The following is a 21,523-nucleotide window of genomic DNA, read 5'->3' on the forward strand; positions in this document are numbered from 1 at the left end:
AGGTCAGCCCCTACGGCAGAATACGGATTAGTTTGGTGAAAAACAGGCAAAAAAAAAGTCTGAACGTGAGTTCAGACTTTCTCTTGAAATATGGTGGTGAGAGAGGGGGATCACTCGCGCCATCCCTGGCGCTCGCCCTGCGGGCAGCCTGCGGCTGTGCAAAACGGCTATCCTGCCGTTTTGTCGAACCCTGACGAGGGTTCTTCACTCCCTCTCTCCACGGAATTACATGCAAAAAAAAGTCTGAACGTGAGTTCAGACTTTCTCTTGAAATATGGTGGTGAGAGAGGGGTTCGAACCCTCGATACGTTGCCGTATACACACTTTCCAGGCGTGCTCCTTCAGCCACTCGGACACCTCACCATATTGTTGCCACAACCAGGTTGCTGACGGGCGCTAATGTAGGGAAAACTGCGGTTGCGGTCAACACTCATTCCAGAAATATGAGTGCGTTTAGTCAGTTTTAAATCACTTTGCTGTTTAAAACGGCAGTGGGAAGGTGTCATCCGCTTTTGCGGCGGGCTGTGCGCGGGTAACGGCATCAAAATTCGGCCCTGTGCAGGCAGGCGGGTCAACGCCGGGCTAAAGTTTCACTTGCCAGCCGTCGCATTTTCCACGAGCTTAAACAAAAAACAGGAGAAAAAACGTGGATATCATTTTTTATCATCCCTTTTTCAAGGCAGAGACCTGGATCAATGGATTGCAGCAGCGCCTGCCTCACGCCCGCATTCGTCAATGGCAGGCGGGTGACAACGGCCCGGCCGACTATGCGCTGGTGCGCCAGCCGCCCGTTGAGATGCTTCAGGGGCGTGAACTCAAGGGCGTATTTGCGCTGGGCGCGGGGGTGGATGATATCCTTGGCCAGCTGCGCGAGCACCCGGAGATGCTGGCAGCGGACGTGCCGCTGTTCCGACTGGAAGATACGGGAATGGGGCGTCAGATGCAGGAGTACGCGGTGTATCATGTGCTCGGCTGGTTCCGCCGCTTTCCTGAATATCAGAAACAGAAAACCGAAACGCTCTGGCATCACTTGCGTAACCGCTCGCGCCGTGAGTTCTCGGTCGGCATCCTCGGCGCTGGCGTACTGGGACGCAGCGTGGCGCAAAGCCTGCTGGCATGGGATTTCCCGGTCAGCTGCTGGAGCCGTTCACCGAAACAGATCGACGGCGTAACCAGTTTCCACGGCGAGCAGCAGTTAGGCGACTTCCTCTCTTCTACGCAGGTGCTGATCAATCTGCTGCCCAATACGCCGCAGACCGCAGGGATCCTCAATCGGCAACTGCTCAGCCAGCTTAAACCCGGTGCGTTTCTGCTGAACCTGGCGCGTGGTGCTCATCTGGTGGAAGCCGATCTGCTGGCCGCAATGGAAGCGGGCGAGGTCAGCGCCGCCGCGCTGGACGTGTTTAATCACGAACCGCTGCCCGCAGAGCATGCTTTCTGGTCGCATCCTGATATTGCGATCACGCCCCATAATGCGGCTGTAACCTTACCCGACGAAGCTATGGACTACATTACGCAGGCAATACTGCGATGTGAGAATGGCGAGATGCCGCAAGGGCGCGTGGATATCAGCCGCGGCTATTAATTTAAAGGAGAGAATCGATGTATCCAGTTGACCTGCATATGCACACTGTTGCCAGCACCCATGCCTACAGCACGCTGCGTGACTATGTGTTACAGGCACAAACCTGTGGCGTCAAACTGCTGGCGATCACCGACCACGGCCCGGACATGGCCGATGCGCCACACTACTGGCACTTCGTTAATATGAAAGTGTGGCCACGCGTGATTGATGGTGTTGGTATACTGCGTGGCATAGAAGCGAATATCAAAAATAATCAGGGTGAGATTGATTGCAGCGGGCCGATGCTTGACTCCATCGATATCATCGTGGCCGGTTTCCATGAACCGGTGCTGGCACCGCAGGATAAAGCGAGCAATACCGCAGCGATGATCGCCACAATGGCGAACGGACTGGTGCATATCATCAGCCATCCGGGTAACCCGAAATATCCCATCGATATTCAGGCGGTGGCCGCAGCGGCGGCGAAGTATGATGTGGCGCTGGAGCTGAATAACTCCTCGTTTACCACCTCCCGGGTGGGCAGTGAACCTAACTGCCGTGCCGTGGCCGCCGCGGTGCGTGATGCCGGTGGCCGTCTGGCGCTGGGGTCGGATTCGCATACCGCGTTTACCCTCGGTCACTTCGATCACTGCCTGCGCATTATGCGCGAGGTGGATTTTCCAGAAGATCGCGTGTTAAATGTCACACCACGTCGCCTGCTGGACTTTTTACAACAGCGCACCGGCAGGGAAATTGCCGAATTCGCTGATTTGTGACGGTGTCACATACTACCTCTAACGGAACTGAAACACATGAATGAGTTTTCCATCATCTGCCGCATCCTGGGCTCGCTGTATAATCGTCAGCCTGAGGATGCGCTGCTGGTCCCACTGTTTACCCTGCTGCGTGAAGGCAAATTGCAGCAGCACTGGCCGCTGGAGCAGGATGAACTGTTAACACGCTTGCAGCAGAACAGCGATCCTGCGCTGCTGACCGCGGATTACAATGCGCTGTTTGTCGGCCCGGAATGCAAGGTGTCACCGTACGGTTCTCAGTGGGAAAATGGCCCGCAGGAAGCCGATGTGCGCGCGTTTCTCAGCCAGCGCGGGATGCCGCTGACCGACGCACCTGCCGATCATATTGGTGCCTTGCTGCTGGCATCGTCCTGGCTTGAAGACCAGTCTGAAGCTGATGAGTTTCAGGCGCAGATCCAGCTGTTTGATGAGTTCCTGATGCCGTGGGTCGGCGCTTTCCTCGGAAAAATGGAGGCGCATGCAGGCGCCGCATTTTACCGCACGCTGGCGGCCATCAGCCGTGAAGCGTTGCAGGCGATGCGCGATGAGCTGGAAGATGAGCAGGAAGATGAACAGTCGTAAGCGCCAGGCAGCATGGCACAGGTCGAGGCATGCCTCGACCCTACGGTGAAGTGATAATCATGTAGGGGTCAGGCATGCCTGACCCGTGCTGACCACTCCGCTGCAGCAGAACCGAACGGCGAAGGGGCTGTTGACCAGTTCAGCGGTGTGCCCGGTAACCAGAAGGGCGCACGCAGACGGTAAGCAATCCCCCAGCGCGAAATCAGTGCTTCGGCGTCTTCGTCCTGAGTCTGTCGTGGGCCGAGGCCAGCAGGCTGCGCATCCTGTGGGTAGGGCGCATCCGTCAGCAGGCAGGCAGTGCGCGCCAGTGACAGACGGGCAGTAAACCCGGTGTTATGCAGCAGGCGCTGACGTAACCCTTCCAGTACGGCGGCCGCCATCATATACCCGGTGGCGTGATCCAGCGCCTGCACGGGTAACGGCACAGGCGCATCGCTGCCCTGCCACAGGCGGCCACGCTCGGCGATGCCGCAGGCCATCTGCACCAGACTGTCAAAGCCACGGCGGTTGCGCCACGGCCCGGTCCAGCCCCAGGCATTCAGGCTGACATCCACCAGTCCCGGCCTGATGCGTTGCAGCGTTTCCGTGTCATAACCCAGATTACTGAGCGCATCGGCGCGGTAACCCTGCACCAGCACATCGCTCTGGCTGAGCAATTGTTCAAACTGCTGCCGCCCTTCACTGGACTTCAGGTCAAGCCGCGCGCAGCGTTTCCCCAGGCTGATCTCCTCTTCCAGCGCAGGCTCCTGCCAGCCGGGTGGATCAATGCGTAAAACGTCTGCGCCCAGCCCGGCGAGAAAGCGGGTGGCAACCGGCCCGGCAATGATGCGCGTCAGGTCGAGCACCCGAACGCCAAGCAGCGGGCGGGCGGAAGGCAGACGCCAGGCCGGTGCCGGGCCGCAGGCCTGAAGGGTTTGTTCGATAAGCGCTTCCCGGCTGACGCTCTGGCCCTGAGCATGCTGCTGCCATTCGCTGAAACTGCGTAGCGCCGCAGCGCAGCCTCCGGCATCCACCACCGCCTGCTCCAGATCGCTGCTTTTCCATGTGGCTACGGTTGCCGCCAGCTGCTGACGATCGGCGTGCTGACCCAGTACCTTTTCCATGGCGGCACGGTGATGCGGGGCATTGGTGTGCAGGCGCAGCCAGCCGTTCTCCGTGGCGTAATCACCGGCAAACGGATCCCACAGCGGCGGCATCGGACGATTGACCGGGCGAACGGCACTCTGGAACCAGCGCGAGGCCAGCGTGCCGTCAACCTCCAGCGAAGCGGTATTTCCTGTCAGACTGGCTGCGGCCTGGGCTGCCAGCCCGATACTGGTGGCGGCCAGTTCGCTGACCGGGTAAGCCGACACCAGCGCCCGGTCGCCACGGAGGGTGAGTGCGGGCAGCGGTGTCGTGGTGTTACGCAGTCCTTGCCACAGCTGTTGCCATAACGCATCGCTCAGGCGGTTATCCATCTCACTCTCCTTGCAGGTTTTCAGGAACGGGTACGTTTTTTCCGGTGGCGGTCATAACGAAAACGCGGTAAACGCGCATGCATTTTCAGGTTGCGCAGGTTAATCACCGCAATTGCCGTACCGGCGATCACCAGCAGCGCACCGATCGCTTTGAAACTGTTAATGCTGTCGCCCAGCACCACCACGCCCATAATCACCGCCAGCACCGGCGTCAGCAGCGAGTACGGCATAATCAGGTTGACGTTGTAATGCTTCAAGAGGCTGTACCACAGCGAGTAAGCCACAATGGAAGAGCCAATCGCGCTGAACAGAATGCCAAACCAGCCACGCCATGAAGCGTGTAGCAGCAGAGTGATCTGGTCAGATTCGACCACCCAGGAGGCGCATCCCACCAGCGGAATAGCGAAGAATGAGAGCCAGCCGGTCAGCGTCAGCGGGCTGATGGCCGGGGATTTTTTCACAATCATATTGCTGATGGCCCAGCCGAAGGCGCTGAGTAACAGCAGCACCAGCACCCACCAGTTGGGGATGGTCGGGCTGCCGGCCAGCACCACCACGCCGCTGAGTGAAATCGTAATGCCCAGCAGTTGTACCAGACGCAGTTTTTCTTTCAGCAGCACCATCGCCAGCAACATAGCGATCGGCGTACCCAGCTGCACGATCACCGCCGCCGTTCCGGCATCGGTATAGTTCAGGCTGACAAACAGCAGGGCGAAATGCATAAAGCCGAAGGTAAAGCCGAGCGGCACCAGATAGAGGAGCTGCTGACGGGTGATGCGGGTAAAGGGCACGAGGATTAATGCCACCACCACAAAGCGCATCGTGATCATCAACAGGGGCGGCAGGTCAAGCAGCCCCCATTTAATCGCGATGTTATTAAATGCCCAAATGGACACCACCAGCAAAATCAGCAAAAAATGACGCAGAGCCACTGCACAGTCCTTAGCAAACGAAGTAGTCCTGATCATCATGGCATGAAATGCACCAAATGAGGCGCTGAACACCGTGATTTTTTTAGCAGCCTGTGGCGCAAAGCGGAGGGAAAACGGCAGGCTTAACCCGATGCTTTGTTTAAAGAATGCCAGAAAATGTTATGAGACAGTTTCGTGACAAGCTGCCATGATAATCACCGGGGTGAGCGACTCCGCCGGGATTTGAGGATTGAGCAAGATGACAGTGAGACTTCCGTTAGCCATTATCCAGCTTGAAACACCGCCACAGGCGGTCAGCGCCATTGTTGGGGAGCAGAAGCAGTGGTTCGTTGACGCGCTGGATCTGTCAGTGGATGACTATATCGTGGTACGCCCGGATCTTGGGGAACCTTTACCGCTGCTGGAGACGATTTCTGCGGCGATTTTGAGCGGCTCCTGGGCGATGGTCACTGACCACGCCGACTGGAGTGAGCGTACCGCTGCCTGGGTCCGCCATGCGGTGGCAGAACGGTTGCCGCTGCTGGGCGTCTGTTACGGACATCAGTTGATGTCTTATGCGCTGGGCGGTGAAGTCGGGGATAACCCTAACGGCTGGGAACGCGGCCTGACGGCACTGGAAACGCGCGCGGAGAGCCATCACGATCCGCTGCTGGCATCGCTGCCATCGCAGTTCTCTGCCTGGCTATCGCACCGTCAGTCGGTGCTGACGCCGCCGCCGGGTGCCCAGGTACTGGCAGCCTCTGCGCAGGACGGTTGCCAGATTATTCGTTACTCGGCGCAGGCATTATCGGTGCAGTTTCACCCGGAATTCACCGCAGAGATCATGACGGCTTGCCTGAAAAACAGTCTGAAAGAGGCGGAGATCGACCCGCTGGTGCCTGCGGATGCCGAACCGGAGTGGCCGCGTCAGTTACTGCGTGATTTCTGGCAGCAGGGGCTGCCGCTGGCCAAACGCGCCTGACCCATTGAAGCCGCCGGGATGGCCCTATCCCGGTGGCAGCACCCTCTCTTTCGGCAATAATGAACACCCTGTGCGCTACCTCACACCGCCTCGCTAAAATCCTGATTTCCTTTCGATGCCGTCACAGTTTATTGCTGCGCAATCTGACAATCTCACGCTTATCGATAATGTTAATGATGAGTTATTTTATTGTTAACAGATAAGTCGCTGCGGCGATGTCTTTCAACAGGAGAGCGATGATGCGCTATGCATATCCGGGCAGTAAAGAGTCACTGATTACCCTGAAGCAGCAGTATGGCAACTACATCAACGGAGAATTCTCCGCGCCAGTTAACGGTGCTTACTTCACTAATACCTCCCCGGTCAATGGATCGGTGATAGGCGAATTCCCCCGGTCAGATAAAGACGACGTGGAGAAAGCACTGGATGCGGCGCATGCTGCGGCTGATGCCTGGGGAAAAACGTCGGTGCAGTCGCGTTCTCTGACGTTGTTGAAAATTGCCGATCGTCTGGAACAACATCTGGAAACCCTGGCGGTGAATGAAACCTGGGACAACGGCAAGCCGGTGCGTGAGACGCTGGCCGCTGACCTGCCGCTGGCAGTGGACCACTTCCGCTATTTCGCCGGATGCCTGCGTGCGCAGGAGGGCACAGCGGCGGAGATTGATGAGTTTACTGCCGCCTACCATTTCCATGAACCGCTGGGCGTGGTGGCGCAGATCATTCCGTGGAATTTCCCGTTGCTGATGGCGGCGTGGAAACTGGCACCCGCGCTGGCGGCGGGCAACTGCGTGGTGCTGAAACCGGCCGAACAGACGCCGTTATCGATTACGCTATTTGTTGAGCTGATTGGCGACCTGCTGCCAAAAGGTGTGCTGAACGTGATCCACGGCTTTGGCCGCGAAGCCGGTGAAGCGCTGGCGTCCAACCCGCGCATCGCCAAAGTCGCCTTTACTGGTTCCACCGCCACCGGCGGGCATATTCTCGAACTGGCAGCAAAAAACCTGATCCCGTCCACCGTGGAGCTGGGTGGCAAATCCCCGAACATCTTCTTCGAAGACATTATGCAGGCCGAGCCGTCCTTTATTGAGAAAGCTGCCGAAGGGCTGGTGCTGGGCTTCCTCAACCAGGGCGAGGTCTGTACCTGCCCGTCCCGTGCGCTGGTACAGGAGTCGATTTACGAACCCTTCATGGCCGCAGTGATGAAACGGGTGAAAACCATCAAACGCGGTGACCCGATGGATACCGATACCATGGTCGGGGCGCAGGCTTCACAGCAGCAGTTCGATAAAATCCTCTCTTACCTGGATATTGCCCAGAAAGAGGGCGCTGAAATTCTGACGGGCGGCGGGGTGGAAAAACTGGAGGGTGATCTTGCCACCGGTTACTACATTCAGCCAACGTTACTGAAGGGGGACAACAGCATGCGTGTCTTCCAGGAGGAGATCTTCGGGCCGGTGGTGGGGATTACCACCTTTAAAGATGAAGCCGAGGCGATTGCGATTGCCAATGACTCTATTTACGGCCTGGGTGCGGGCGTCTGGACGCGTGATATCAACCGGGCTTACCGCGTAGGGCGGGCGATTAAGGCCGGACGCGTATGGACCAACTGTTATCACCTCTACCCGGCACATGCGGCGTTTGGCGGGTATAAAAAATCAGGCATTGGTCGTGAGACGCATAAAATGATGCTCGATCATTACCAGCAGACCAAAAACCTGCTGATCAGCTACAGCATCCAGCCGCTGGGTTTCTTCTGATTCACCTGGCCGGGGTTCCCCCGGCCATCTTCACATCCTACTTTCATCCATAACTAGCTGGCGTGACGCTGATTAATCAGCTGTGGGATCTTCTCTTTGGGCACGGCTTCAGAGAACAGAAAACCCTGAAGCTGGTTACAGCCCGCGTGGGCCAGCGCGGTCATCTGCCCATTGGTTTCCACCCCTTCGGCGGTCACAATCAATCCCATCGCATGGCCCAGCTTCACCACGGATTCGATAATGGCGCTGGAGTTACTGGTTACGCCGAGCGACTGGGTAAACGAGCGATCAATTTTGATTTTATCCACGGCAAAATTACTCAGGTGGTTGAGGCTGGAGTAACCGGTGCCGAAATCATCAAGGGCGATGCGGAACCCGGCTTCGCGCAGTTCATCGATAATCCCCTTCGTGGTTTTTTCATCGTCAATCAGCACCCCTTCGGTGATCTCCAGCTCAATATGTGACGGGGAAATCTGCTCTTTCCTGACGATAGCCTTGATGCGGTCGACAAAGCCGAGTGAGCGAAACTGCAACGGGGAGACATTGACGGCAATGGTTAAATCCGGCCACAAGCGGGCAACGCGGCAGGCTTCACGCAGCACCCATTCTCCGAGTTGAGTGATCAGCCCAATATCTTCCGCTATCGGGATAAATTCCGTCGGCGAGATCATGCCATGAAGCGGATGCTGCCAGCGTATCAACGCTTCCAGGCCCACGACTTTTCGCCCGCTGATATCCATCAGTGGCTGATAATAGACGTCAAGATCGTGTCGGGTCTGCAATGCATGCCGCAGGTCGGTGCCAATCTGTTGACGTGTTTTAAGGGATTCATCCATTGACCTTTCAAATATGCGGTACCGTCCGCGCCCCTGATTTTTCGCTTCATACAGCGCGATGTCGGCTTTACGCATCATCTCCATCTGTTCTGTGGCATCGTCAGGGGCCAGTACCACGCCAATGCTGATGGCCACCCAGGTTTCATTCCCCAGCAGAGTAAAGGGCTGGCTCATTGCGTCGATAATTCTCTGACACAGCACAGCGGCCTCCTGTGCTGATGCAATGTCTTTTTGAATAATGACAAATTCATCGCCGCCCAGGCGGCCCACGGTATCAATATGGCGCACCAGTCCGTTCAGGCGATGGGCGACCTCAATGATCAGCTCGTCACCGGCCTGATGCCCATATGTGTCATTGATGATTTTAAAGCGATCAAGATCGAGCAGCAGTAGCGCCACTTTATCCTTCTGCCGGGAGAGCCGCACCAGTGCCTGGATCATACGCTCTTCGACCAGTGCGCGGTTGGGCAAACCGGTCAGGACATCATGAAACGCCAGATGCTGCGCCTGTGCTTCGCTGGCACCCAGCTGGAGGAGGGAATCGGAGAGACGCATCGATGAGACCCACAACCGACGTATCATCAGAATACAAATCAGGGTGATCACCAGCGATACCAGCAGTATCAGCGGTGCCATCACCTTCAGCATACGTGAGCCGGGGCGATCGGCCTGCCATTGCAGATTGCCGATAGGGAAGCCTTCGAGAGAGGTCAGTGGAAAATGGCCGGACTCGGTCACAGGGGTGAGGCTGTCGGTAAAATGCAGGTCATGTAACAAATGGCGCTGTGTCAGTGTTTCCAGCCAGGTGCTGTCGAGACGGCGAATACTCAGCATCGAATATTGACCGCTGTCGGCGGCATCGCCGCTAATCTGCCCGATAGCGACAATCGCCGGGGCATTATCAATCAGCGCGTAGCCCACCCGGTCCCGGCGACCGCTATTGGGGGTGTGGGAGGGCAGCAGGCTTTGCTGAAACGGACGAACGGGGTAAGCAATGTGGCCAAACTGCTCCACGGGTACATTACGGCCATCCTCCCACAGATAGACGGGCTTGCCTGGGGCATCCAGCAGATAGATGAGTTGATGGTCAAACATGGTGGACAGCCAGGCACCGACATTCTCATTCAGCCATTCAAGGTCGTGCGTATCTTTTGCCAGACGGTCGGCCAGCGGTTGCCACTGCGTGAGGCTGCGCTGTTGTTTGAGCATATCGCTCAGGTTTTGTGACATCGTGCTCTGGATAATGTGCTGCTGCTGGATGGCTTCTTCGTTATTGGTCCGTGCGCTCGCCCAGTACAAGGTAAAAATGCCAGCACTGAAGGTGATAAACAAAACGACAATCAAAGGGAGCAGCACCTCTTTAATGAAATGCTGACGAAAATTGTCAGAAATCTTCATGATTTTAATCATCCAGGTTGCTCTTGAGTGTGACCGGAATCTCTTTAATGATGCTAGCATAAATGACACATTGCGCGGCTTCGGCGGCCTGGTGATTTGACGCGGGATTGATTTTTTAACCGATTGCTTGTTCAGTTTGTGTTAAGTAATAAATAAAGTTTATTAGTATTGCGAAAATAGGGGGGGTGGCGTCAGGTCTGTGCCTCACAGGCCCGGTATTTGGATGATAACTGATGTGGGGGAAAGGTCATCCGCTCTGCTCTCTTCACCGATGATAATGTCAGCATAACCCTTAACCGATATTTTTATCCTCTCTGCTGATGCTTTGTTGAATGAAGTTAAAGGGTTTTTCAATCGGAATTGTCTGTTTTTTAATCCGTTGCAATCGTTTTTATTCCCTTTCTCACTGGGGTTTTTTCGTCGCCCGGCAGCAAAAAGTGTAAAGAACCCTTTCATCAGATCGATCGGCTGTCCGACGGCCTGATAGTCTCTGCATGGCTAACATAACGATTTTATTAGGAAACAGGACCAGAGAAACCCAGCGCATTGACTCCTTACTAAGATAATCCTTATTTCGGTGTTACTGCGTGAAATATTCATTGCCTAAGATTTATCCTGGAGGCTGCACAGGTTTACAGGCGGTTGATGCTGTAGCAATGGTGTTTATTACTCGATGGCGTTGCGAGGAATTCATTAATTATTGATGAATGAATGTTTTAATATGTGACTTAATTCATTAGCCGTTGATGAACCGTTTATAAATAGATTAATTAATGATTGCTCATGTCTTGTTTACCTTTCGTTTGGCTTTTTCTTATGTGATTCTAATAATGTTCCAGGTATTTTCCTAAACCCTTGTTGTGCTCTGAAGGTACGTTGATCTTTACTGTTTTCTGGTGTTAATTAAACAGGTTCCCAAAACGGTGAGACAAATGTGATGACGCAAAAAAATCTGTCGGTGATTATCCCTGCGTATAACGTGGCGAATTATATTGTCGAGTGCATTGATTCGTTACTGGCACAAATCCCTGCGCCGAATGAATTAATTATCATTAATGACGGTTCGACGGATGACACCCTGGCGAAAATAGAGAAACGCTACGCCGGGGAAGAGCAGGTACGGATCTTCACCATCCCTAATGGAGGATTAGGGATGGCGCGTGACTACGGCATTGCGCTGGCGCAGGGGAACTATATCTTCTGTTGCGATCCTGATGATGTGGTCTGTGAAGGGTTCTATCAGGAGTTAAGTCAAACTATTTCACTTTATCCGGAGCTGGAACTGTTCTGTTTTAATTCACTGATGTTTGAAGACAGCGATCCGACACGTATCTATCCCAAAGTACAGCATCATCAATTTGGTTTATTGCGTGCGCAGGATATTTTCCGTGGTCTGCTCAATAGTGGTGCTTATACCTCGGCCACCTGGAATTATGTTCTGAAAAAAGAGATCATAGACCGGTTTCATTTGAAATATATTACTCGTCTGCATGAAGACCACAGTTTTACCGTCGAAGCATTTATGCGCTGCCGTATTGCCTGGGTGAGTCGGCATCTTTACTATCGGCAACGTATTCGCAGTGGGTCACTGACGAATAGCCATAAAAATGACAGTTTTTTTCGCCAACGCTATGACGCCTTTCTCGGCTCCTATGAGAAATTAGTCAAACTGACCGAGGGTGTGAATGAAAAGACCGAACTTCGTCGTCTTTATCTTATTCACTCATTCAGATTAATGATCCACCTCTCCCTGGCCAGCGGGCAGCGGGTTCCCGACTATGTAATGAATGCGATTTCGTATTTTGGCAGATCGCTGAAGCCGGAAGGGGCGGTCAACTGGCTGCTGTTACGACAGCCCGAATTATATTCACAGCTCATCAGGTTAAAGCGGAGTCTGCGTAAGGCATGAATGGAATCTCACACAGGATCAGAGACTGATGGCTAAAGTAATCGATAAAAGTCTGCTCATTAATGTGCTTTCGCTGCTGGCCTATCGCGGGACGTCCTTTATCTTCCCGCTGGTGACCCTGCCGTATTTGGCGCGGATCCTTGGCGTTGAACATATGGGGCTGCTGGCGCTGGGCCTGGCCTGCGTGATGTATTGCAGCACCGTTTCCGACTGGGGATTCAATGTTTACACCACCAAGGACATTGCTCAGCATCGCGACGATAAGCAGCGCGTGACGCAGCTATTTTGGTCGACGTTTAATGCCAAGCTGATGCTGGGCTGCTCAACGCTGGCGATACTGCTTCTGGTCACCTGGCTTAATCCGGCGTGGCACACGCTGTTCTATATCGTACTGGCGAACTCCACGGTGCTGTTTGGTCAACTGCTCTCTTTCGGCTGGCTGATGCAGGGGTTCGAAAAACTGGGTAAAACCTCGATTATTTCCACCCTCGGGCAATTCTGTTCCATCCCCCTGACGTTTCTGCTGGTGAAGACGCCGGACGATACCTGGCTGGCGGCGTTGATCCCCGGCGTGGTGGCCTTTATTACCGCTATCATCACCATCAGCCTGGTGGTGCAGATGCGGGTGATCGGTTTCTACCGCTTTGAGCCGCGCGAGATTATGCAGCGCATCAAAGACAGCCTGCATGTGTTTCTGGCGATCTTTGGTGCCAACATGTTCAACAACATTAACGTGCTGATCCTCGCCAGTCAGACCAGCACCTATATGGTGGGGCTGTATAACGGCGCCGACCGCCTGAAGAAAGCCGCTAACTCGGTGCCGGAACAGATAGGCAATGCGTTCTTTCCGCGCGTCAGTCATCTGTTTCATAAAGACCGTGCCGCCGCGATTGCAGCCACGCGGAAAAGCATCAGTCTGTCGTTTCTGATCAGCCTGTTTATCGTGGTATTCACCTTCTTTTTTGCCGATTATGTGGTGCGCATCCTGTTGGGGGCGGCGTTTCATGATTCAGCGAATGTGCTGCGCGTGGTGGTCTGTGGCTTTATCTTTGGCAATATCAGTTACCCGGCCGGGCTGCAAATCCTGATCCCATACGGACTGGCGAAGCAGCGTATGCATGTGATGTTTATTGTCGGGCTGATTAACATCCCGATCTGCTGCCTGCTGGCATGGCAATATGGCGCCATTGGCGCGGCCAGTTCGCTGGTGCTGTCGGAGTTCCTGGTGTTTATCGGCATTCTGCGCATTATGGTGAAGCACGATATTCTGAAGGTCTATCTTGCCCGGCCAGCGGGATTTAAGCAGCCGGGCAATGAACAGGCGTGAACCTGCGTCAGTCACGAGAGATCGGTTACCTGGCACTCTTTTTGATAAGATGGCGTTTTTTAACCGCACGAGAGGGAGGTTGGCACAGGCTGCAAATAAAACTCCCTGGTGGCTGATAGGTATGGTTAATGAAGTTGCCGCCACAGTATTTGCAACTGGTTAATTCCAACATATGGCTTTCAACGAATCGAACCAAAGTCCAGGCACGTGTCAGCGTTAATAACGGCTTCTCGTCCTGTTGCGGACACTGCTCAAGATAGAGGCGGTATGCTTTAATAACCGCTTCCACACCCGTACATAACCCACTTTTTACCATGTACTGCCAGGCATTACAGAACACAGACGCATGGATATTTTGTTCCCAGGTCATAAACCAGTCGGTAGAGAAGGGAAGCATGCCTTTGGGGGGAGGCGTGCCACGCAGTTCTTTGTATAATCTGATTAAGCGGCTGCGACTAAGATGAGTTTCACTTTCTAACATTTGTAAGCGTGCACCCAGGATAATAAGCTCCATCGCCAGCTGAATATCGCGCGCTTCCTGTACCATGCTTTTTTCTGCCATTGCTTCGCTGCCCTCTATTTTACTGTTTTATTATCTTTCGATAGATCGCGCAATAAACGGCTCGATAACAAGATACCCGCATGGATCTGTTGTAAGCCGTCCACGCGTGATTCCTGTGTGAGCCGGCGAATAGATTGAGGGTCACGAAATCGAAACTGGCACACCAGTTGGCTGGTTTCTGCCAGCCTGATCATTTCAGGCATATTCAAGCCTGCAAGGGCATCGGCCATTAACTCATCGATACCCAGGCGGAACATGGCCGACGCTTTTTCCTTATTAATTAAGCGCTGGGCGAAAAATAAATAAGACAAGTTAATGTCGTGAATTTTTTTGAGTAATTCCGTTGTACCCATATTTTTTCCTGACTGACGCTTTCAACGTATACGGCTTAAGCCGCTACCCAGATACAATGTTGGTTTTAGTTGTCGCTACTGAAAATTCATTGCATAGAAATGCCCTGGCCCTGGTGACGGCCGTTTATTGCAAGAGCCTCAGTGTTTTCTGTCATCATTTTTTTAAAGTGACAGTCAGTGGGCTGAATTAAAGGGTTTTTCCCTTTTTTTTGGAATTATTATTGGACTCATTGCTAATTAATTAACTGTTTTCACACATTTTCCTTGCGAGAAAAATACTGCCCTTAACCTTTCAGTATTTCGTGGCAATTCATGCTAATTAGAATTTTATGTAACGTATTGTGGTATCAGTAAGGGGATCTGCAGACAAAATAAGCGGAATTGAACGGCGAGTTAAATCGGGTGGGCGGATCTTATGGACGGTTCACACGCTGGTGCAGAAGGAATGTTTGTACTCTGAATGTGATACCGACGTTATGACGGTGAGGATATTTATCTTTCCTTTCCCGGCAAAGATTCTTTCCTCTGCCGGGGTCGATCTTAGCGACGCGCTGCCTGAGCCAGTGCTTCCAGTTGCACGGTCAGATGCTGACGGGTGCTTTCATCGGTGATGGTATCGCTAGCGGCATCAATACGACTGGTGGCCTGACCAATCATAATTTCCGGTTTATTCAGCACCTGGGCGTTAAGAAAGACCATGCTCTGACGCAGATGATACTGCGCACGCGCGCCGCCAATCATCCCCGGAGAGGCGCTCTGTATCGCCACGGGTTTGTTGGCAAACGGGTTTTCCGGCAGGCGCGACAGCCAGTCGATGGCGTTCTTCAGCGCACCTGGTACCGAATAGTTATATTCCGGCGTCACGATCACCACGCCATCGGCGTCAGCAATCGCTTTACCCATTTCCAGAACGGCTGCCGGGATGCCCTCATCCTGAATGTCGGCGTCATAGTGTGGAAAGTCGGCAATTGAGCCAAGTGCGTGGATCTCAACCCCAGCGGGCGCCAGTGCAGGCAGGCTGCGTGCCACAACCGCATTCAGTGAGGCTTTACGCAGACTGCCCAGCAGGGTGACAAACGTCAGTGTGGTGTGTTCAGACATCGTATTTTCCTTTGATCAGTGTGAGAACTGTGAATAATAAAGCGCCATCTGGCGCGATCTTTCAAGGATTACTGGCGCACGCAGTCAATAAAATGAATCATTCTGTGCCGGGTAACGGCGCAAGGATTGTCATCGCGCGCCCGGAGGTATAGTGTTAGCACACTATTCATGTTTATCATCATCGGTGAATATTACCGGTGCGTGACCCGCTAAACCGAGGTTGTTTTGTCCAGCTATTCTCCAGCCCAGCGCCCAAGACGCTTGCGTCAGTCTGCTTCTCTTCGCACCCTGTTCCAGGAAAATACCCTCAGCCTGAACGATCTGGCTCTGCCGATCTTCGTTGAGGAAGGTCTTGACGATTACAAACCCATTGCCGCGATGCCGGGCGTAATGCGTATTCCTGAAAAACGTCTGGCGTATGAAATTGAGCGCATCGCTAAAGCGGGCGTGCGGTCGATCATGACCTTCGGGATTTCCCATCATACGGATGCGGATGGCAGTGATACCTGGAATGAAAACGGCCTGGTGGCGCGGATGTCACGTATTTGCAAGCAGACAGTACCGGAAATGATCGTGATGTCCGATACCTGCTTCTGCGAATACACCAGCCACGGTCACTGCGGCGTGCTGCATGACCACGGCGTGGATAATGACGCCACGTTGATTAATCTCGGCAGGCAGGCGGTCGTTGCGGCGGCGGCGGGTGCTGATTTTATCGCGCCCTCGGCGGCAATGGACGGACAGGTGGCAGCGATCCGCCACGCGCTGGATGCCGCAGGCTTTACCGACACCGCGATTATGTCTTACTCCACTAAATTCGCCTCTTCCTTCTACGGTCCGTTCCGTGAAGCGGCAGGGACATCGCTGAAAGGGGATCGTAAAACCTACCAGATGAACCCGATGAACCGCCGTGAAGCCATTCGTGAGTCGCTGATTGACGAAAGCGAAGGTGCGGATGCGCTGATGGTGAAACCGGCAGGCGCTTATCTGGATATCCTGCGCGACGTGCGTGAGCGTACGCAGTTGCCACTGGCGGCTTATCAGGTGAGCGGTGAGTACGCGATGATTAAATTTGGAGCGCAGGCTGGCGCGATCAATGAACTTGATGTGACGCTGGAAAGCCTGGGGGCGATCAAACGCGCGGGTGCCGATATTATCTTCAGCTACTTCGCGCTGGATCTGGCCGAGAAGAAAATTCTTTCCTGATAAAACCGGGGCCAGTCTGGCTGGCCCGGTTTTTCTCGCTTACTCGACGCGCAGCACGTCGGAAACCAGCTTGACTGACTCAATATTAGAAAAATTCACCACATCGGCCACAAACTCCTCGCCGTGTTCAGCGATAACCTGTTCAAACGTCGCAATATCCGCACAATAAATATGACAGGCCGCGATAAACGGCGCGTTGTTATCCAGCGGCGTATCAATTTCATAGCTCAGGCAGCGTTCGCCCATCCGTGATTTGATCAGCGGCAGGTGTACATCGCGGTAATAATCATGGTCGAAACGGGCATCGGCCTGACGTGGGTAAAGTACGCTGAATTTGATCACTCATTTATCCTCTGGTTACGCAGCCACATCGGATGCTAAGAAAAGGATTATAGCCAGTGCCGGGCGAAGCGGGTTAGCGCATTGAGCCTGCGGGGGGTTAACGTGCTCTGAGCGTCCGCTGGATAAAGTCGTCGATATCCTGGGCTGCAGCGTAATGGGTGGCAACGGCGGGGGAGATGATCAACTGATCGGCATAACCATTCAGCATGGCCCCCAGCTGGCGTGTTACTTGCTCAGGATCGCGGTGGGTAAATTCCCCGTCACGGATGCCATCACGGATGATATCGGCCAGCATCGTCTGCCACTGCGCCATCATCGTCTGCGTCATCGCGGCCCATTCGGCGTCGTGGATGGCGAGCTGCCACAGGGAACTGTAGAGCGGCCAGGAGGCATCGGGCGTGGCGGGCAAATAGTTAACCACAAAGGCTGCCAGCCGTTGTTCTGCCGTCAGGCCGCTGATGTGCAGGGCGAAGTTATCCTGATCCTGCTGCATAAACAGCGACATTGCCTCTTTACACAGCGTTTCCCAGTCGCGGAAGTAGTGATAAATATGACTGCGTGAAAGGCCAACGTGTTCGGTCAACTCACGCGTGGTGACGCGTTCTATGCCTTTCTCCGCAAATAGCGCAATCGCGCCCTGAAGAATTCTGGTGCGCAGCGCTTCCCGGGTCTCTTTCATGATCTGTCCTGTGTTGACTTTGAGCGGGTGCTCAAATAGACTTCTTTCCAGTTTTGAGCGACCGCTCAAGCGCAATCCTACCAGAAAAGAGCACCATGCAAACCTGTAAAATACCGGAAACCGTTGTGGCTTCCGGCAGTGCCGTTATGACCCTGAAACGACTGGGGTATCGCCATCGTAAGAAACTGATCTTCACCTTACTGCTGGTGGTGGCAGAGAACCTGATGTATCTCCTTTATCCGCTGCTGGCCGGTTTTGCCATCAATGCCACGTTGCAGGCGCGGCCGCTGCACGCGCTGCTGTATGCCCTGATGGTGCTGGTGATGTGGGCCATCGGCGCGGCACGACGCAGCGTGGATACACGCACCTTTGCCCGCATTTATGCCGAACTGGCGGTGCCGGTGATCCTGCAACAGCGCGAGGATAAACATTCACACTCCACCATTGCTGCGCGCGTGGCGCTCTCAAGGGAGTTTGTCGATTTCTTTGAGAAGCATTTGCCGATGTTGATCACCAGCATCGCCTCCATTACCGGCGCAGCGGTGATGTTGCTGGTGATTGAGTTCTGGACGGGTATCGCCTGTCTGGCGATTTTGCTGTTCTTTTCGTTGTTCCTGCGCAGCTACACGCATAAGAACGAGCTGCTGTTTGGCCGACTGAATAACCGGCTGGAGCGTGAAGTCCGCTTTGTCAGCCATGCCACCACGCCATCGCTGGTCCGGCACTATCGGGTGCTGGCGGGACTGCGCATTCGTCTGTCCGATCGTGAGGCGCTGGGTTATCTCTCCATCGGCGCGCTGGTGGCACTGCTGTTTGCGTTCACCATCGTGCATATGGCGAACAGCGGCGGCAGCGATGCCGGGCATATCTACTCGGTGATGACCTATATGTGGATGTTTGCCATGAGTCTGGACGATGGTCCGCAACTGCTGGAGAAGTACTCCCAGTTGAAGGATATCGGCAAGCGGGTGAATACCGGGCAGGTGTAAGCGCGATCAACCGGACTCTCTGAGCACCAGCTCACCCGAGACAACAATGCGCTGAGGAGGCAGGTCGCTTTGCTGGATTTTACGCAGGATCAGCGCGGCGGCCTGTCGGCCCGTTTCATCGCTGGCAGAAGAGACGTAAGTAAATGAGGGGGAGCTGAGGTTAATCTGCAACATATCCTCAAAGCCAAGCAGCGACACTTGCTGGGTCAGAAACACGTCTTTCCCGACGGTGCGGCCCACCTGATGGATACCGTTCAGGCAGCCAATAATGGCATGTGATGAGTGGCACAGCAGGGCGGTGATCTTGTTATTACTTTCCAGTAAGCGCCGGGTCGCCAGGCGGGCTGCATTGGTCTCTTCCTGGCAGGACGGCGTAAACTCTTCTTTATAAGGTAAGCCGTAATGCTGTAACGCCATGCGGTAACCGGCCAGGCGCTGAGCGCGGATCTGGCAGCTCTCTTCCCCCCCGATGTAAGCAATATTGCGATGTCCACGCTCAATCAGATAGCGCGTGGCCTGGGCGGCGGCCTGGCGGTTATCGCGCATCACCAGATCGTACTGCCCTTCGATCATCGCCTGAGAAACGGTGACCAGCGGCAGCGAACAGTGGCGAACGGGATCGGGTAAGGTCAGCCGGGTGGCATTCGCCGTGAGATAAATAACCCCTGCCACACCCTGGCGGCTGAAGGACAACAGGCACTGGACCAGGCGCTCTTCATCATCCTGAGGGTGAGCAAGAAACACCATGTAACCCTGCTGCTCCAGCGCCTGAACGATGCTGGTGATCACTTTCAGGTTAAAGGTATCGCTAAAGTCACGGACGATCAGGCCAATCAGATTGGAGGTATTGGCGCGCAGGTTAGCGGCGGCAACGTTATGGACGTAGCCCAGTTCCGTGATGGCCTCTTTTACCTTTTCAATGGTTTGCGCTGAAATCTTTCCTTTTTGACGGAGTACCAGCGACACCGTGGAGACTGAAACTCCCGCCAGTTTTGCCACATCAATGATGCTGACCTTCTTCATTGCAATCCTTGTAAAAAACGCGTCTCCCGTAGCATACAGGAGACGACGATTTGTGCCAGTTACCGCCCGGTTAGCTGGGTCATTTGCTGGGCAATAAACTGCGCCCGTGCGCCGAAGATCACCTGAATACCGTTATCCCCGACAAACACCACGCCGCGAGCGCCCAGGTGATACAGCCCGTCTTTATCCACCAGTTCGCTGTCTTCCACTTCCAGGCGCAGTCGTGTAATACAGGAACCGACGCTGCCAATATTTTTGCTGCCGCCCAGCAGGCCGACGATCTCCGTTGCCAGCTCGATATCGCTCTTATCCCCGGCGTTAGCGGTGATATCGGCGCGGCCCGGTGTTTTAACGTCCAGACGGCGGATAACAAAACGGAACACCACGTAGTAGATCGCCGCCATCGGCACACCGACGATCACGGCGCTGAGGAAGTTCGTCTGGAAGCCATTAAAGGAAGGCAGAATGCCGAAGGAGATATAGTCAATCAGCCCGGCCGAGAACGATTTAGCGATATGCGCATGCAGCAGGTACATACACATATAAGAAAGACCCGCCATCACGGCGTTAAACACATAGAGGATCGGGGCGACAAAGATAAAGGTGAATTCTACCGGTTCGGTAATACCGGTCAGGAAACAGGTCAGCGCGGCAGAGAACAAAATACCGGCGGCAATTTTTTTGTTTTTAGTATTGGCTTCATGGTACATCGCCAGACACGCGGCGGGCAGGGCGAACAGCATCAGCGGGAATTCCCCCTGCATAAACTTACCGGCATTCTGATAGCTGTCGCTGCTGAAGGATTTGGTGCCTTCTTCCAGCATCTTGAACCAGATAGTCTGATCGCCGTGGATCAGCTGCCCGGCCTGGGTGGTGTAATCCCCGAACGAGTACCAGAAAGAGGGATACCAGATATGGTGGAGGCCCAGCGGGATCAGCGCGCGTTCGACCAGCCCAAAGATAAAGGTCGACAGCGCCTGGTTATCCCCATTGACGACAATCGACAGGGCATCAATCCCGGCCTGGATATGTTGCCAGATATAGGGCAACACCAGCCCGAGCAGGAAAGAGAGGAACGCGGTGGCGATAGCGACAAAACGCTTACCGGAGAAGAAACCGAGAAACTCAGGCAGCTGTAAGGTGTGAAAACGGTTGAAACACCACGCTGCGAGTACGCCGCACATCAGGCCGCCGAACACCCCCATTTGTAACGTCGGGATGCCGATCACCATCGCGTATTTTCCGCCGCTGGCCGCCATTTCTGGCGTAATCTGCATCACGGTGCCAATTGTCATATTGGTGATCAGCACGGAAACCGTGGCAGCCAGCGCGGCAATACCGGATTCAGACGCCAGACCGACAGCCGAACCGACCGCAAACAGCAGCGGTAGGTTATCGAAGATCACCCCACCGGCATTCATCATCAGCGGCAGATGGAATTTATCCCCGAAGGCCAGCAGCAGCCCCGCAGCGGGCAGCAGTGAAATGGGCAGCATCAGTGCGCGGCCTATCATCGACAGTTTTGAAAGCGATTTAACGAACCCGGTAAAAAAACGCATGGTGTCTCCTGCTGGGACAAGTTTTTAAGGTTTTAGTGTGCGTAATTAAAGTCAGTAGAACGTTTTAGTAGAACGTTCTACCTATAGTTGTGCAGTACGTTTATTTCCGCAACGAAAATGTCACATCGGGTCAGATCAAATTGTTATTTTATGACGCAGCTCTGAAAAGAACGGCGTCGGGGCAGGAGG

Annotated in this window: 20 protein-coding genes and 1 tRNA gene; 10 read left to right on the forward strand and 11 right to left on the reverse strand. The window is 54.3% G+C overall.

Annotation, left to right across the window (positions count from 1 at the left end):
- Positions 1-194, forward strand: a 194-nt coding sequence (locus tag ACFL9S_RS21880) for a hypothetical protein (protein WP_405263975.1), incomplete at its 5' end; no start/stop codon positions are given.
- 81 nt (positions 195-275) lie between these two features.
- Here the strand turns inward: ACFL9S_RS21880 and ACFL9S_RS21885 are convergent.
- Positions 276-363, reverse strand: a tRNA-Ser gene (locus ACFL9S_RS21885).
- A 283-nt stretch (positions 364-646) separates the two neighbouring features.
- On the opposite strand from ACFL9S_RS21885, the gene ghrA reads away from it, so the two are divergent.
- From ghrA to ACFL9S_RS21900, 3 genes are read left to right on the forward strand one after another with little or no spacing between them, the layout of a single operon-like run.
- Positions 647-1,585: a glyoxylate/hydroxypyruvate reductase GhrA gene (ghrA, locus tag ACFL9S_RS21890; protein ID WP_405263976.1), complete on the forward strand. Its 939-nt coding sequence runs from the start codon at positions 647-649 to the stop codon at positions 1,583-1,585.
- Between the two features lie 17 nt (positions 1,586-1,602).
- Positions 1,603-2,340, forward strand: coding sequence for a phosphatase (locus tag ACFL9S_RS21895; RefSeq protein WP_405263977.1), 738 nt, complete (start codon positions 1,603-1,605; stop codon positions 2,338-2,340).
- A gap of 36 nt (positions 2,341-2,376) precedes the next feature.
- The gene (locus ACFL9S_RS21900; protein WP_405263978.1) at positions 2,377-2,940 is read left to right on the forward strand and encodes a molecular chaperone; all 564 of its coding nucleotides are present in this window, start codon (positions 2,377-2,379) and stop codon (positions 2,938-2,940) included.
- Between the two features lie 68 nt (positions 2,941-3,008).
- Here the strand turns inward: ACFL9S_RS21900 and ACFL9S_RS21905 are convergent, their stop codons facing one another.
- Both ACFL9S_RS21905 and ACFL9S_RS21910 read right to left on the reverse strand, forming a co-directional pair.
- On the reverse strand, positions 3,009-4,397 hold the full coding sequence (locus ACFL9S_RS21905; RefSeq protein ID WP_405263979.1) for a CoA transferase: 1,389 nt from the start codon (positions 4,395-4,397) through the stop codon (positions 3,009-3,011).
- A gap of 20 nt (positions 4,398-4,417) precedes the next feature.
- Positions 4,418-5,329, reverse strand: a complete 912-nt coding sequence (locus ACFL9S_RS21910) for a DMT family transporter (RefSeq protein ID WP_405263980.1) — start codon at positions 5,327-5,329, stop codon at positions 4,418-4,420.
- A gap of 238 nt (positions 5,330-5,567) precedes the next feature.
- Here ACFL9S_RS21910 and ACFL9S_RS21915 point away from each other — a divergent pair, with 238 nt between their 5' ends.
- Both ACFL9S_RS21915 and ACFL9S_RS21920 read left to right on the forward strand, forming a co-directional pair.
- Positions 5,568-6,290: a glutamine amidotransferase gene (locus tag ACFL9S_RS21915; RefSeq protein WP_405263981.1), complete on the forward strand. Its 723-nt coding sequence runs from the start codon at positions 5,568-5,570 to the stop codon at positions 6,288-6,290.
- A 239-nt stretch (positions 6,291-6,529) separates the two neighbouring features.
- The gene (locus tag ACFL9S_RS21920; protein WP_405264011.1) at positions 6,530-8,050 is read left to right on the forward strand and encodes an aldehyde dehydrogenase family protein; all 1,521 of its coding nucleotides are present in this window, start codon (positions 6,530-6,532) and stop codon (positions 8,048-8,050) included.
- A gap of 53 nt (positions 8,051-8,103) precedes the next feature.
- On the opposite strand, the gene ACFL9S_RS21925 is transcribed toward ACFL9S_RS21920, so the two are convergent.
- Positions 8,104-10,284, reverse strand: coding sequence for an EAL domain-containing protein (locus ACFL9S_RS21925; RefSeq protein ID WP_405263982.1), 2,181 nt, complete (start codon positions 10,282-10,284; stop codon positions 8,104-8,106).
- A gap of 937 nt (positions 10,285-11,221) precedes the next feature.
- Between ACFL9S_RS21925 and ACFL9S_RS21930 the strand changes: the two genes are divergently transcribed.
- Together ACFL9S_RS21930 and ACFL9S_RS21935 are read left to right on the forward strand one after the other, a co-directional pair.
- On the forward strand, positions 11,222-12,193 hold the full coding sequence (locus ACFL9S_RS21930; protein WP_405264012.1) for a glycosyltransferase: 972 nt from the start codon (positions 11,222-11,224) through the stop codon (positions 12,191-12,193).
- A gap of 28 nt (positions 12,194-12,221) precedes the next feature.
- The gene (locus ACFL9S_RS21935) at positions 12,222-13,520 is read left to right on the forward strand and encodes a flippase (RefSeq protein WP_405263983.1); all 1,299 of its coding nucleotides are present in this window, start codon (positions 12,222-12,224) and stop codon (positions 13,518-13,520) included.
- 25 nt (positions 13,521-13,545) lie between these two features.
- On the opposite strand, the gene flhC is transcribed toward ACFL9S_RS21935, so the two are convergent.
- The 3 genes from flhC to ACFL9S_RS21950 all read right to left on the reverse strand — a co-directional run bounded on the left by flhC (position 13,546) and on the right by ACFL9S_RS21950 (position 15,536).
- A complete protein-coding gene (flhC, locus tag ACFL9S_RS21940) occupies positions 13,546-14,082 on the reverse strand; it encodes a flagellar transcriptional regulator FlhC (protein WP_405263984.1) in 537 nt (178 codons plus the stop codon).
- A gap of 14 nt (positions 14,083-14,096) precedes the next feature.
- Positions 14,097-14,435 (reverse strand): flagellar transcriptional regulator FlhD, encoded by a 339-nt coding sequence (flhD, locus tag ACFL9S_RS21945; RefSeq protein WP_405263985.1) that lies wholly within the window; start codon positions 14,433-14,435, stop codon positions 14,097-14,099.
- Positions 14,436-14,975: 540 nt separating this feature from the next.
- The gene (locus tag ACFL9S_RS21950) at positions 14,976-15,536 is read right to left on the reverse strand and encodes an NADPH-dependent FMN reductase (protein WP_405263986.1); all 561 of its coding nucleotides are present in this window, start codon (positions 15,534-15,536) and stop codon (positions 14,976-14,978) included.
- Positions 15,537-15,761: 225 nt separating this feature from the next.
- On the opposite strand from ACFL9S_RS21950, the gene hemB reads away from it, so the two are divergent.
- A complete protein-coding gene (gene hemB, locus ACFL9S_RS21955) occupies positions 15,762-16,742 on the forward strand; it encodes a porphobilinogen synthase (protein ID WP_405263987.1) in 981 nt (326 codons plus the stop codon).
- Positions 16,743-16,781: 39 nt separating this feature from the next.
- Here the strand turns inward: hemB and ACFL9S_RS21960 are convergent, their stop codons facing one another.
- Both ACFL9S_RS21960 and ACFL9S_RS21965 read right to left on the reverse strand, forming a co-directional pair.
- The gene (locus tag ACFL9S_RS21960; protein WP_405263988.1) at positions 16,782-17,084 is read right to left on the reverse strand and encodes an EthD family reductase; all 303 of its coding nucleotides are present in this window, start codon (positions 17,082-17,084) and stop codon (positions 16,782-16,784) included.
- Between the two features lie 97 nt (positions 17,085-17,181).
- The gene (locus tag ACFL9S_RS21965; RefSeq protein ID WP_405263989.1) at positions 17,182-17,763 is read right to left on the reverse strand and encodes a TetR/AcrR family transcriptional regulator; all 582 of its coding nucleotides are present in this window, start codon (positions 17,761-17,763) and stop codon (positions 17,182-17,184) included.
- A gap of 95 nt (positions 17,764-17,858) precedes the next feature.
- Here ACFL9S_RS21965 and ACFL9S_RS21970 point away from each other — a divergent pair, with 95 nt between their 5' ends.
- Complete coding sequence (locus tag ACFL9S_RS21970) at positions 17,859-18,752, forward strand: ABC transporter six-transmembrane domain-containing protein (RefSeq protein WP_405263990.1); 894 nt, start codon at positions 17,859-17,861, stop codon at positions 18,750-18,752.
- 6 nt (positions 18,753-18,758) lie between these two features.
- Here the strand turns inward: ACFL9S_RS21970 and malI are convergent, their stop codons facing one another.
- Positions 18,759-19,775, reverse strand: a complete 1,017-nt coding sequence (gene malI / locus ACFL9S_RS21975) for a Mal regulon transcriptional regulator MalI (RefSeq protein WP_405263991.1) — start codon at positions 19,773-19,775, stop codon at positions 18,759-18,761.
- A 59-nt stretch (positions 19,776-19,834) separates the two neighbouring features.
- A complete protein-coding gene (locus tag ACFL9S_RS21980) occupies positions 19,835-21,334 on the reverse strand; it encodes a PTS transporter subunit EIIC (RefSeq protein ID WP_405263992.1) in 1,500 nt (499 codons plus the stop codon).
- Between the last annotated feature and the right edge of the window lie 189 nt (positions 21,335-21,523).

Origin of the sequence: Erwinia sp. AnSW2-5 (assembly GCF_045107195.1) — a bacterium.
GTDB lineage: Bacteria > Pseudomonadota > Gammaproteobacteria > Enterobacterales > Enterobacteriaceae > Erwinia.

Bases quoted from the DNA above. Each gene is read 5' to 3' on its own strand.
- ACFL9S_RS21895 (WP_405263977.1), top strand. From the start codon at position 1,603: ATGTATCCAGTTGACCTGCATATGCACACTGTTGCCAGCACCCATGCC.
- ACFL9S_RS21900 (WP_405263978.1), top strand. From the start codon at position 2,377: ATGAATGAGTTTTCCATCATCTGCCGCATCCTGGGCTCGCTGTATAAT.
- ACFL9S_RS21905 (WP_405263979.1), bottom strand. From the start codon at position 4,397: ATGGATAACCGCCTGAGCGATGCGTTATGGCAACAGCTGTGGCAAGGA.
- ACFL9S_RS21915 (WP_405263981.1), top strand. From the start codon at position 5,568: ATGACAGTGAGACTTCCGTTAGCCATTATCCAGCTTGAAACACCGCCA.
- ACFL9S_RS21920 (WP_405264011.1), top strand. From the start codon at position 6,530: ATGCGCTATGCATATCCGGGCAGTAAAGAGTCACTGATTACCCTGAAG.
- ACFL9S_RS21925 (WP_405263982.1), bottom strand. From the start codon at position 10,284: ATGAAGATTTCTGACAATTTTCGTCAGCATTTCATTAAAGAGGTGCTG.
- ACFL9S_RS21930 (WP_405264012.1), top strand. From the start codon at position 11,222: ATGACGCAAAAAAATCTGTCGGTGATTATCCCTGCGTATAACGTGGCG.
- ACFL9S_RS21935 (WP_405263983.1), top strand. From the start codon at position 12,222: ATGGCTAAAGTAATCGATAAAAGTCTGCTCATTAATGTGCTTTCGCTG.
- flhC (WP_405263984.1), bottom strand. From the start codon at position 14,082: ATGGCAGAAAAAAGCATGGTACAGGAAGCGCGCGATATTCAGCTGGCG.
- flhD (WP_405263985.1), bottom strand. From the start codon at position 14,435: ATGGGTACAACGGAATTACTCAAAAAAATTCACGACATTAACTTGTCT.
- ACFL9S_RS21950 (WP_405263986.1), bottom strand. From the start codon at position 15,536: ATGTCTGAACACACCACACTGACGTTTGTCACCCTGCTGGGCAGTCTG.
- ACFL9S_RS21965 (WP_405263989.1), bottom strand. From the start codon at position 17,763: ATGAAAGAGACCCGGGAAGCGCTGCGCACCAGAATTCTTCAGGGCGCG.
- ACFL9S_RS21970 (WP_405263990.1), top strand. From the start codon at position 17,859: ATGCAAACCTGTAAAATACCGGAAACCGTTGTGGCTTCCGGCAGTGCC.
- malI (WP_405263991.1), bottom strand. From the start codon at position 19,775: ATGAAGAAGGTCAGCATCATTGATGTGGCAAAACTGGCGGGAGTTTCA.
- ACFL9S_RS21980 (WP_405263992.1), bottom strand. From the start codon at position 21,334: ATGCGTTTTTTTACCGGGTTCGTTAAATCGCTTTCAAAACTGTCGATG.